Source organism: Cupriavidus sp. 05T313 (genome assembly GCF_056396665.1).
In genome coordinates, this window is the sequence record NZ_JBFTLX010000224.1 from 1 (window position 1) to 11,986 (window position 11,986).

Annotated in this window: 11 protein-coding genes; 10 read left to right on the plus strand and 1 reads right to left on the minus strand. The window is 66.8% G+C overall.

Annotated features, from left to right (window positions below; genetic code table 11):
- The 8 genes from AC1DKD_RS32445 to scpA all read left to right on the plus strand — a co-directional run.
- Positions 1–518, plus strand: a 518-nt coding sequence (locus AC1DKD_RS32445; protein ID WP_477144167.1) for a nitrilase-related carbon-nitrogen hydrolase, incomplete at its 5' end; no start/stop codon positions are given.
- Positions 469–1,602 carry an MSMEG_0568 family radical SAM protein gene (locus tag AC1DKD_RS32450; protein ID WP_477111141.1) on the plus strand — a complete coding sequence of 378 codons (1,134 nt, stop codon included), beginning with the start codon at positions 469–471 and terminating at the stop codon, positions 1,600–1,602. The genes AC1DKD_RS32445 and AC1DKD_RS32450, both read left to right, overlap by 50 nt.
- The gene (locus tag AC1DKD_RS32455) at positions 1,599–2,144 is read left to right on the plus strand and encodes an MSMEG_0567/Sll0786 family nitrogen starvation N-acetyltransferase (protein WP_441625708.1); all 546 of its coding nucleotides are present in this window, start codon (positions 1,599–1,601) and stop codon (positions 2,142–2,144) included. The genes AC1DKD_RS32450 and AC1DKD_RS32455 overlap by 4 nt, the downstream gene beginning before the upstream one ends.
- Positions 2,141–3,151, plus strand: coding sequence for a sll0787 family AIR synthase-like protein (locus tag AC1DKD_RS32460; protein WP_441625706.1), 1,011 nt, complete (start codon positions 2,141–2,143; stop codon positions 3,149–3,151). Before AC1DKD_RS32455 ends, AC1DKD_RS32460 begins: the two co-directional genes overlap by 4 nt.
- Before the next feature lie 9 nt (positions 3,152–3,160).
- The gene (locus AC1DKD_RS32465) at positions 3,161–3,448 is read left to right on the plus strand and encodes an MSMEG_0570 family nitrogen starvation response protein (protein WP_441625704.1); all 288 of its coding nucleotides are present in this window, start codon (positions 3,161–3,163) and stop codon (positions 3,446–3,448) included.
- 52 nt (positions 3,449–3,500) lie between these two features.
- Positions 3,501–4,781: an MSMEG_0569 family flavin-dependent oxidoreductase gene (locus AC1DKD_RS32470; RefSeq protein ID WP_477144168.1), complete on the plus strand. Its 1,281-nt coding sequence runs from the start codon at positions 3,501–3,503 to the stop codon at positions 4,779–4,781.
- Between the two features lies 1 nt (position 4,782).
- Positions 4,783–5,622 carry a Pnap_2097 family protein gene (locus tag AC1DKD_RS32475; RefSeq protein WP_441625700.1) on the plus strand — a complete coding sequence of 280 codons (840 nt, stop codon included), beginning with the start codon at positions 4,783–4,785 and terminating at the stop codon, positions 5,620–5,622.
- Positions 5,619–7,721, plus strand: coding sequence for a methylmalonyl-CoA mutase (gene scpA / locus AC1DKD_RS32480; RefSeq protein ID WP_441625698.1), 2,103 nt, complete (start codon positions 5,619–5,621; stop codon positions 7,719–7,721). Before AC1DKD_RS32475 ends, scpA begins: the two co-directional genes overlap by 4 nt.
- Before the next feature lie 79 nt (positions 7,722–7,800).
- Here scpA and AC1DKD_RS32485 read toward each other — a convergent pair whose 3' ends face one another.
- A complete protein-coding gene (locus tag AC1DKD_RS32485) occupies positions 7,801–8,466 on the minus strand; it encodes an FABP family protein (protein WP_477144169.1) in 666 nt (221 codons plus the stop codon).
- A 366-nt stretch (positions 8,467–8,832) separates the two neighbouring features.
- Between AC1DKD_RS32485 and AC1DKD_RS32490 the strand changes: the two genes are divergently transcribed.
- Complete coding sequence (locus AC1DKD_RS32490; RefSeq protein ID WP_441625694.1) at positions 8,833–9,990, plus strand: patatin-like phospholipase family protein; 1,158 nt, start codon at positions 8,833–8,835, stop codon at positions 9,988–9,990.
- Between the two features lie 338 nt (positions 9,991–10,328).
- Complete coding sequence (gene fumC, locus AC1DKD_RS32495) at positions 10,329–11,732, plus strand: class II fumarate hydratase (RefSeq protein WP_477144170.1); 1,404 nt, start codon at positions 10,329–10,331, stop codon at positions 11,730–11,732.
- The last annotated feature ends 254 nt before the right edge of the window (positions 11,733–11,986 follow it).

Sequence of the window (11,986 nt, forward strand, 5' to 3'; positions counted from 1 at the left end):
CCCGCTACGCGCCCCGCTACGCGCTGATGACCCAGCACGAGGAAATCCACTGCAGCCAGTTCCCCGGCTCGCTGGTGGGTCCCATTTTTGCCGAGCAGATCGAAGTCACGATCCGCCATCACGCGCTGGAATCCGGCTGCTTCGTGGTAAATGCCACCGGCTGGCTGACCGACGAGCAGATCGCCTCCGTGACCACCGACCCCGGCCTGCAAAAGGCACTGCGGGGCGGCTGCAACACCGCCATCGTGTCCCCGGAGGGCCAGCACCTGGCGCCGCCGCTGCGCGAGGGCGAGGGCATGGTGATCGCCGACCTGGATATGTCGCTCATCACCAAGCGCAAGCGAATGATGGATTCGGTGGGGCACTACGCCCGGCCGGAACTGCTCAGCCTCGCGATCAACGACCGGCCGGCGGCGACTGCCTCGCCCATGGCCGCCGCCTTCTCCAACTTCCACGGGAGCACCCAACATGAACTCCAGCGAGATGACGACGGCCTCGAGCCGGCTGTCGGTAACTGAACTTCGGACCGAGCTGCAATCGGTAGGGCTGCGCCTGCTGGACCCGGCGGCCGGTGCCGCCAGCCGGCGCGGCGGCGCGGGGCCGTCGGACCACAAGGCCGTGACCATCGACGGCGTGACCATCATGGTGCCTGTGCATACCAATACCGCGTGGCACTCGCCCTTCGTGGCGTCGTCGCCCGATGGCAAGGGCACCAGCGCGCTGATGCGCGGCACGATTCCGATTGCCAATATCAGCTTTCCGAAGGCGCCGCGCTTCTACGGCCTGCAGACGCTGGATGGCGTGCCTTACTCCCATATCGCCACGCTGCACAGCGCGGATGTACTGGCCACCACGGTGCTGCAGACCTGCATCCGCTACGAGAGCCGCCGCAAGACCTGCAAGTTCTGCGCGATCGGGCAATCGCTCGCGGCGGGGCGCACCATCGCGCGCAAGACGCCGGAACAACTGGCCGAAGTGGCGCGTGCCGCGGTGCTGCTGGATGGCGTCAGGCATATGGTGCTGACCACCGGCACGCCGCCCACGCCGGACCGGGGCGCCGCCATTCTTTGCGAAAGCGCGTTTGCGATCAGGGCGGCCGTCGACCTGCCCATCCAGGCGCAATGCGAGCCGCCCGACGACGACCGCTGGTTCGACCGCATGAGGGCGTCCGGCATCGATACGCTCGGCATGCACCTGGAAGTGGTGACGCCGGCCCTGCGCGAACGCATCATGCCCGGCAAGGCCGCGGTGCCCGTCAGCCGCTATATGGAGGCGTTCAAGGCCGCGGTGGCCGTGTTCGGCCGGGGGCAGGTGAGCACTTATATCCTCGCGGGGCTTGGCGACAGCGCGGAGACCATCCTGTCGATCTCGCGGGAACTGGTTGCGCTTGGCGTCTATCCCTTCGTGGTGCCCTTCGTGCCGATCACGGGCACCCCGCTGGAAGACCATCCGGCGCCGCCGCCGGAATTCATGAAGTCCATCCTCAAGCCGCTCGGCGCCATGATCGGCGCGGCGGGCATGCGCTCGGCGGATATCAAGGCGGGCTGCGGCAAGTGCGGCGCGTGTTCCTCCCTGTCTTCCTATGAAGAGGTGGCGGCATGAGCGACGACCTTTGCGTGGAGGTGCCTGCCGCGACCACGTTCCGCATTCGCTGGGCCGGGGCGCAGTGGGAGGCGGAGCAGGCCATGACGCTGCGCCGGGCGGTGTTCTGCCACGAGCAGGGCATCTTCACTGGCGACGACCGCGACGAGACCGACGCGCGGGCGCAACTGCTGGTGGCGGTGAAGTGCGAGGCGGATGCACCCGGGATGGTGGTCGGCACCGTGCGTATTCACGAGGATGCGCCTGGCGTCTGGTTTGGTTCCCGCCTTGCCGTGCACGCCGCGTATCGCAGTCACGGCAAGATCGGCGCCACGCTGATCAAGCTGGCGGTGAGCAGCGCGCACGGGCTTGGCTGCACGAAGTTCCTCGCGCATGTGCAGAGCCAGAACGTGCCGCTGTTCCGCCGTCTGCATTGGAACGTGCTGGCGGAGGAGACGTTGCTTGGCCGCCCGCACCACCTGATGCAGGCCGACCTGGACTACTACCCGGCTTGCCTGACGCCGCGCATCGGCATGCCGGCAATGGGAAGGAGCGGAGCATGAACGTCGCGCAGATCGTGGAAAGCCTGCGCGCCAGCCGCGGCTTCGGCCACAAGACCGATATCGCCGGGGTGCTGGCGTCGCTCGGCAGTGCGCTGCCGGGCGGGGTGCGCGATCTCGGCCAGGCCGTTGCCGTGGGTGACGACTGCGCCGCCATTGCGGACCATGATGGCTACCTCCTGTTCGCCATCGAGGGCATGGTCAGCGACTTTATCCATGCCAAGCCGTGGTTCGCGGGCTACAGCGCGGTGATGGTCAATGTCAGCGATATCTATGCGATGGGCGGCCGCCCGCTGGCGGTGGTGGACGCCATCTGGAGCGCGGGCGTGGCCGAAGCCGCCGAAGTGCTCAAGGGCATGGCGGCGGCTTCGGCCGCGTATGGCGTGCCCATCGTGGGTGGCCACAGCAACGCCCGCAGCGATCACGGCCAGCTTGCGGTGGCCATCGTCGGCCGGGCGCGCAGCCTGCTCTCCAGCTTCGCGGCGCGTCCGGGCGACCGGCTGCTGATGGCGGTCGACCTGCGCGGCGCCTTTGCCGAGCCGTATCCCTACTGGAATGCCTCCACCGGGGCGCCCGCCGGGCGGTTGCTGGCCGATCTTGAACTGCTGCCCGTGCTGGCCGAGGACGGCCTGTGCGCCGCGGCGAAAGACATCAGCATGGCCGGCACGCTGGGCACGGCGCTGATGCTGCTGGAGTGCTCCGGCGTTGGCGCCCGGATCGACCTGCACCGCATTCCGGCGCCGGCGGGCGTGCCGCTGCAGCGCTGGCTGACGGCGTTCCCGAGCTATGGCTTCCTGCTGGCCGTGCGCGAGCAGGATGCGGAGCGCGTGAGCGAGCGATTCCGGGCGCGGGACATTGCCTGCGCCGAGATCGGCGTCATCGACGATTCGCGGCAGGTCTCGGTCAGCGGCGCCGGCGAAACCGCGCTGTTGTGGGACTTCGCGCGCGATGCATTTATCGTCCCGCGGGCCGGTTGCCCGGCGCGGGACGCCACCCCCATCGATGCCTGAGGAGAGGCCATGCCAGTGACACATTTCCGGGTACGTTGGCCCGATCAGAGCGAGGTCACCTGTTATTCACCGTCGTCGGTGGTCAGCGAATTCTTTGTCGCGGGGCAGGACTACGCGCTGGAGGAATTCATGCGGCTTGCCAGGCTGGCGCTGACGAGCGCTTCGGAGCGCGTCAGGGCGAAGTATGGCTATGCCTGCTCGTCCGCGATGGATCAGCTTGAACAGATCGAGAACACGGCAACGCGTTTCAGCGCGCAGCTGGACGCCACCGTGCGCGTGCTTGGCTTCGGCCGTTAGCACGCATCCGAAAGCCTTAACGCATCTCACAGCAATCAACGAAGGACGCATCATGTCTGACACCCACAGCGAATCCCTGGCTACCTCCCCCAAACACTACAGCGTCATCGTGGTGGGCGGCGGCCAGGCCGGCCTGTCCATGAGCTACTACCTCAAGCAGGCCGGCATCGACCATCTTGTGCTGGAGAAGCACACCGTCACCCACACCTGGCGCAGCCAGCGCTGGGATGCCTTTTGCCTGGTCACGCCGAACTGGCAGTGCGCCTTGCCGGGCTATCCCTACCAGGGCGATGACCCGCACGGCTTCATGAAGAAGGACGAGATCACCGCCTATCTCGATGGCTTTATCGGCATGGTGAACGCACCGGTGCTGGAGCATACCGAGGTCCGTCGCGTGAAGCCGCTGGAGCGGGGTGGCTACCTTGTCTCCACTTCGCAGGGCGACTTCACCGCCGGGCAGGTGGTGGTGGCCTCGGGCGGCTATCACACGCCGATCGTGCCGCGCATGGCGGAGCGCCTGCCCGCCGGCATCCGGCAGCTCCAGTCCTCCGAGTACCGCAGCCCGCAGGCCTTGCCGGAAGGCGGCGTGCTGGTGGTGGGCTCCGGCCAGTCCGGCGCGCAGATCGCGGAGGACCTGCACCTGGCGGGCCGCAAGGTGTTCCTGGCTGTCGGCCAGGCCCCGCGCTGCGCGCGCTTCTACCGTGGCCGGGACGTGGTGGACTGGCTGGCCGACATGCAGTACTACGACATGCCGGTGCAGGAGCATCCGCTGCGCGAAGGCGTGCGCGACAACACCAATCACTACGTGACCGGCCGCGATGGCGGGCGCGATATCGACCTGCGCAAGTTCGCCACCGAAGGCATGGAACTGTTTGGCGCGCTGGAAGACTTCCATGACGGCAAGCTGCGCTTCACGCCGAACCTGAAAGCCAACCTCGACGATGCGGACGACACGTACAACCGCATCAACGCCAGCATCGACAAGTTCATCGACAAGCACGGCATCGCCGCGCCGGCCGCCAGCACGTATGCGCCGGTATGGACGCCGGGCGAGGAACGCTGGGCACTGGACCTAGCCGAGGCCGGCATCGGCGCCATTGTCTGGTGCATCGGCTTCCGCCCGGATTTCAGCTGGCTGGAGGCACCTGTCTTCAATGGGCGCGGCTATCCTGGCGACGTGCGCGGCGTGACGGCGCAGGATGGCCTGTACTTCCTTGGCTTGCCGTGGCTGCACACCTGGGGCTCCGGGCGCTTTTCCGGCATCGCCCGCGATGCCGAATACCTGGCGGCAATAGTCAGCGAAAAGCTCGGCGCGCAAGCACTGGCGGCCTGACATGTTTGACGCGCGCACAAGCTATGTCGCCGGCATGCCGAACCTGTCCTATACCGGCCTGTCGGAGAACTGGCTGCTCAAGGCGTGCGGCGACCTGCACTGGCAGGGCCTGGCGGAGCTGTCCGGCCAGGCCCTGCCGGAGTTCAGGGACGCGGAAGGCAACAAGGCTTACGCGGCCTTCACCGCGATCCGGTTGCGGGAGGCCTCGCTCGAAGCGCTTGGCGAGAACGCGGCATTCTCCGTGGACACGCGGTTGATGCGGGTGGCCGGCGCACGGCATTTCAGCTCGCACGAACTGATGCTGGAAGGCGATGGCTCTGGCGCCAGGCGCGCGCAGGTATCGATGGTATCCACCTTTATCCGGCGCCAGCGCGAGCGGGACAACCGCTCGGTGGTCAGGGCCGCGTTCAACATGCCTGTGGATGGGCCGCCGCCGGCAGCGGCGGTGGAAATGGCCGCGCTGGCCAAGCGCTTTCGCGCGGGAGACTGGGGCGGGCATCTTGGCCTGGAGCAGACCCGGCACCATGGCCGGTACACGGCCGAGTACCTGCCTTGCCCCTATGGCGACTTCAACGGCGCGGACCTGCTTTACTTCGCCAACTTCCAGGCCATTGTCGATCGTGCCGAGTGGCAATGGCAGCGTTTCGAGGAGCCGCCGACGGTAGCGGCGCGGGACCTGTTCTTCCACGGCAACGTCAACCTCGGCGAAGCGCTGGAGTTGTCGTTCTCCGCCGTGGATATCCGGCCGGACGGTCTTGCGCACTGGTGCGAGATCCGGCGCGGCAGCGATGGCGAGAAGATTGCCGACGTGGTGACGCGCAAGCGATGGAGAGTGCGATGAGCATTGGCGCAGAGCCGCCGGACACGGCACGCGCGGTGCCGCGCAAGACCGTTTATACCGCCGCCGACCTGGAGGGGCTGGCGCACCTCGGCAGCCTGCCGGGTGAGGCGCCGTTCGTGCGCGGCCCCCATCGTTCGATGTATGCGGGCAAGCCGTGGACCATCCGGCAGTACGCGGGCTTTGCCGATGCCACCGCCTCCAACCTGGCGTTTCGCCAGGCGCTGGAGCAGGGCGCGCAGGGTTTGTCGGTCGCCTTCGACCTGCCGACCCATCGCGGCTACGACTCGGACCATGCGCTGGCACAGGCGGACGTCGGCATGGCCGGCGTGGCGATCGATTCGGTGGAGGACATGAAGCGCCTRTTCGACGGCATCGCGCTGGACCGTGTCTCGGTGTCGATGACGATGAGCGGGGCCGTGCTGCCGGTGCTGGCGGCTTTCCTGGTGACGGCGGAAGAGGCTGGCATCCCCCTCGGGCAACTGAGCGGAACCATCCAGAACGACATCCTCAAGGAGTACATGGTCCGCAACACCTGGATCTTCGCGCCCGGGCCGTCGATGCGGATCTGCGCGGATGTGGTGGCCTACCTGGTGCGGCATGTGCCCAGGTTCAACGGCATGTCGATCTCCGGCTACCACTTTCAGGAGGCCGGGGCGGACCCGGTGCTGGAACTGGCGCTGACGCTGGCCAACGGCGAGGAGTACGTCAGGCAGATCCGCGCGCGCGGGCTGGATGTGGATGATTTCTGCGGACGGCTGAGTTTCTTCTTCGGCGTGGGCACGGACTTCTTCACCGAGATTGCCAAGCTGCGCGCCGCGCGTCTGCTGTGGTGCGAAATCGTCCGTGGCCTCGGCGGCACTACGGACCGGGCCACCACGCTGCGCACGCACTGCCAGACTTCGGGATGGTCGCTGACGGCGAAGCAGCCCGAGAACAACATCGTTCGCACCACCGTGGAGGCGATGGCGGCGGTGTTCGGCGGCACGCAGTCGCTGCACACCAATGCGTACGATGAAGCGCTGGCGCTGCCCAGTGCCGATTCGGCCAGGCTGGCGCGGGACACGCAACGGATCCTGCAGCACGAGATGGGCCTGTGCGATATCGCCGACCCCTGGGCCGGTTCCTACATGATGGAGTCGCTGACCGCGCAGGTTGCCGGGCAGGTGCGCGCGCTGATGGCGGAGATTGCCGCGTGTGGCGGCGTGCTGGCGGCCATCGAGTCCGGCTGGGTGCATGGGCTGATCCATCGCGCCGCCCTGCGGACGCAGGCGGATATCGATGGCGGCAAGCGCGTCATCGTTGGCGTCAACCGCTACCAGGCGGCGGCCGGGGAGGCGCCGGCCTGCCTGGAGATTGACGGACGGCAGGTGCGGGCGCATCAGCGCGAGCGGCTGGCGGCGCTGAGGGCGGGGCGTGACGGCGAGGCCGTGGCACAGGCCCTGTACGCGCTGACGAAGGCGGCGCGCAGCGGGCAGGGCAACCTGCTGGCCCTGACCATGGACGCCGTCCGCTGCCGGGCGACAGTTGGCGAGTGCACGCGCGCGCTGGAGCAGGCGTGGCCGCGCTACACGATGGTCCCGGCCTACGCGGCGGGGGCCTACGCCGCCGCGCGCGACGCGGCGCCGGCCTGGGAAGCCGCCTGCGCGCAGGTCCGCAAGCTGCACGCGTGCCTGGGCCGCCCGCCAAGGATGCTGCTTGCCAAGCTGGGACAGGACGGCCACGACCGTGGCGCGAAGGCGGTGGCGGCGGCGCTCGCCGACGCCGGTTTTGCCGTCACGCTGGGCCCGCTGTTCCAGGCGCCGGAGGAAGCCGCCGCGGTGGCCGCGCAGGGCGGCTTCGACGCCTTGGGCGTCTCCACGCTCGCCGGCGCCCACCTGGACCTGCTGCCCCGCCTGGTCGACGCGCTGCGCCAGCGCGGGCTGCGCGCCCCGGTGTTTGCCGGCGGCGTGATCCCCGCCGGCCACGTCAGGCAACTGCGGGACATTGGCGTGCGCGCCGTGTTCGGGCCGGGGGAGGCGATGGAAGCCATCGTTGCCGGCATAGCGCGGGAACTGCTCGGACTGCTCGGCCAGGTCATGCGCGCGGTGCCGCAGCCATGACGCCGCCGCCCAGCGTGCGCGGCAAGGCAACCTTGTCCCGCGCCTGGGCGCCTGTCAGGGCGGGTTTGTCGCCAGCAAACTATTTGCGGGCTAACGGATTCGGCGTGGGTTCTCCGATCTTGGTCAGCGTATTGCGGTCGGTGTGGTGGAACGGTTCTGTCTTGCCGCGGATCATGAGAACCGTGTCCTCGTCGTAGGACCACGTTCCGTTCTCGTTGATGGTCACTTTGATACGGAACTCGACCGTGTCGAACGCGAGTTCGAGAAAGGGATTGGAGCTGATGCCGGCGGTGCTGGATCCCTTCGTTGCAACCAGTTCGAACGCCTTCGCGTCGGCGGRTGCCTTGCCCATGGCCATGACGGTCTGGCCGCGTGGAATCGTAAGCGTGTGGATGATGTTCCCGGTAGCAGGCTCCCAAAGCCAGTAACCCACTTGTTCGTGATACGTCTTCACCTGATCCGGCTTGGTGATATGCGTGTGATAGCGCAAACCATAGAACAGTTGTGGCCCGTTGGTCTGGGGGTCGACCGGCTGAAGCTCGATTCGCTCGACGAACGCCTGCTTTCGCGGTCCATCCACCTTGGGCTTGACGTCCAGCCCACGCGTGCCTTGCCAGATACCGGCCATGCCTGTCAGCGGCCCGAGATTGCTTAGCGTGTCGACATCCAGATCGGAGGGTTCCGTGTAGATGTCATGCAGTTGTGCCGACTGTTCAACCTGGTCTGCCGGTTTCGACTCTTCCATTGCTATCCCCTGACTCAGTACTCAAGAAAAGAAAATACCGCCGCGCAGCGGCCGGCCGCGAAAGACGCGGGTACTTGAAGTTCACTTTTTCTGGCGTCGGCCAGGGCCATCCGGTGGTTCCCTGGGATTCTCGCTGCGCTCGGCGGGCGTGCCGATTGTACCGGTCCAATCACGTGCATGTCCCGGGCCGGTGAACCTGGCCCGGGGAGCACCCGTGAACACCCGGACGGCCCGGGAAGTTGTCGCTGGAAAGATCGAGGCAAAGTGCTAGGCTTCATAGTCAGCCAGGCACGGCAACGGGCCGTGCGAGATCGCCAGTACCCTGTCCGATGCCATCACGAAGTGGCCTGTCAAAAGGGGAAAGCCATGGATACCGAGGCGCGGGCCGATGAAGGCGGGCAAGGCATCCCGGAGCCATCCGGCCCGGCATTGCCGGGACAGGTAGTGCTTGTGCTGCAAGGCGGTGGAGCGCTTGGTGCCTACCAGGGCGGCGTCTACCAGGCGCTGCACGAGGCGGGCATCGAACCGGACTGGGTCATTGGCACGTCGATCGGGGCGATCAATGGCGCGATCATCGCCGGCAACAAGGCCGCGGACCGGCTTTCCCGGCTGCGGCAGTTCTGGGAGCAGGTTGCCCGGCGTGGTCCGTTCGAGATGACCAGTCTCTTACCCGGAGCCGACAACAAGCTCGCGGACCTCGCCACGGTCATGCAGGGCATCCCCAACTTTTTCGTGCCCAATCCCGGCGCGTGGTTCGGCCTGCATGCGCAGCTTGGCGTCGAACGGGCCGGATTCTATTCGACCGACCCGTTGCGCGAGACGCTCCTTTCGCTCGTGGATTTTCCTTACCTGAACCAGAAGCACACGCGGCTGACCGTGGGCACGGTCAATGTGTGCAGCGGGCAGATGCATTACTTCACCAACCGCGATATCGCCGTCAGCCTTGAGCACGTGATGGCATCCGCGGCATTCCCGCCAGGGTTCCCGGCCGTGTGTATCGAAGGCGAGGCCTATTGGGACGGCGGTATCTGCTCGAACACGCCGCTTGAAGCCGTGCTCGATGATTATCCGCGCCGCAGTTCAGTCATCTTTACCGTGCAGCTATGGCCGGTGCGAGGGCCGGAACCGCAGACGCTGTGGGACGCCATGGGCCGGCAACGGGACATCCAGTATGCGAGCCGGGCGGAGACCCAACTGGCGCGGCAGAGGCAACTGCACCGGCTGCGCCATGTGATTCGCGAGCTGGCCAAGTACATTCCGGAGCCCGAACGGCAATCGGCCGCGGTCAAGGAGTTGCTGGGCTGGGGCTGCCATACCACCATGCACGTGGTGGAACTGAATGCGCCGCCGTTCGGGGGCCAGGATCTTTCCAAGGACATCGATTTCACCGCGAGCGGTATCGAAGCGCGCTGGAGCGTAGGCCATGCGGATGCCAGGCGGGCCATCGGGCTCGCGCCCTGGCGCGGGGTCATGGATCCCATCGAGGGGATTGCCGTGCACGATACCGCGCCGGCGCCGGCATGAGCGCGCCGGCCTGCCGGGCGGCCCCCGGCACGAACCCCTCCGGTTAGTCGGGATTCATTGCCCGCGGCCGGCGGCTGGGATATCGTTCAGCCTGGCTCGCGGCGGGTGCGGCAACGTATGCGCCGGGGCCGCCTCCACAAAAGGGGAGACCATTACGGCTCACGGCCTCCCGTACTTCAGCCACCGCACGCCGGGCCGGAGTTCGCCATGGACACCCAAGAGCGGACGATCCCTCGGCAGGACAGCGCTGGCGTTTATCGCGACCCGATGCAAGGTGCCTGCCGCAGGCACCGCGCCGGGGCCATCATTGACGTAGTCTTGTTTGGAGAGTGATCCCCATGCCCGCATTCCGTTCCGAAACCGACTCGATGGGCGCCATCGACGTACCCGCGGATCGCTACTGGGGCGCGCAGACGCAGCGCTCCACCATCAATTTCCCGATCGGCGTCAGCCGCTTCCGCTGGCAGCGGCCGGTCATTCGCGCGCTGGGCATCCTCAAGCGCGCGGCGGCCGAGGCGAACGCCGAGCTGGGCGAGCTGCCTGACGACCTGGCCCSCCTGATCGTGCAGGCGGCCGACGAGGTCATCGCCGGCAAGCTGGACGATCATTTCCCGCTGGTGGTGTTCCAGACGGGGTCCGGCACGCAATCGAACATGAACGCCAACGAGGTGATCTCCAACCGGGCCATCGAGCTTGCCGGCGGCGAACTCGGCAGCAAGAAGCCGGTGCATTCGAACGACCACGTGAACCGCGGCCAGAGCTCCAACGACACGTTCCCGACCGCCATGCACATCGCCGTGGTCGAGCAGATCCACACCAAGCTGTTCCCGGCGGTGAGCGCCCTGCGCGATACGCTGGCCGCCAAGGCGCAGGCCTACCAGGACATCGTCAAGACGGGCCGCACGCATTTGCAGGACGCCACGCCGATTACGCTGGGGCAGGAAATCAGCGCCTGGGTCGCGCAGATCGATTTTGGCCTGAACGCCGTCAAGACAGCGCAGCCGGGCCTGCTGGAACTGGCCATCGGCGGCACGGCGGTCGGCACCGGGCTGAACGCGCATCCGCAATTCGGCGCGCGCGCCGCGGCCCACATTGCCACGCTCACCGGCCATCCGTTTGTCGACGCGCCGAACAAATTCTTCGCCCTCTCCGCGCACGATGCGCTGGTGCAAACCTCCGCCGCGCTGCGCACGCTCTCCGGCGGCCTGATGAAGATGGCGAACGACGTACGCTGGCTGGCCTCCGGCCCGCGCTGCGGCATTGGTGAACTCAACATCCCGGAAAACGAACCGGGCTCCTCGATCATGCCGGGCAAGGTCAATCCGACCCAGTGCGAAGCGATGACCATGGTGTGCGCGCAAGTGTTCGGCAACGATGCGACGGTGGCCTTCGCCGGCAGCCAGGGCAATTTCCAGCTCAACGTGTACAAGCCGGTGATGGTCCACAACGTGCTGGAAAGCATCGAGCTGATCGCCGACTCCTGCCTCGCGTTCAACGATCACTGCGCGATCGGCATCGAGCCGAACCTGCCGAAGATCGCGGAGAACCTCGACAAGAACCTGATGCTGGTGACGGCGCTGAATCGCCATATCGGGTATGACAAGGCGGCGGCGATTGCCAAGAAGGCGCATAAGGAAGGGCTGACGCTCAAGGGGGCGGCGCTGGCGCTTGGTTATCTGACGGAGGAGGAATATGCGCGGTGGATTGTGCCGATTGAAATGACGCATCCGAATAAGGATTGAGGGGGAGGTGGGCTGCTGGTCGGGCGGCGGGGGGCTGAGTTTTGGCGCTTCTAGCTGCTGTCGCGGCTGTACGGGGTTGGCCGTTTACGCACACGGAGGTGTCACTTTTCTTTACTCGCGGCGTGTGTCAAGGTAGTTGTCGCCTCAGCCGTTACGCTGCTTGCTTGTAATTCTCTGCGTTTTTCTGCGCTCGCTCCGGGTTCAGGTACACCGCATCTGGGAGTTCCCAGTTGCGGATGCCCGCGCTCCAACGC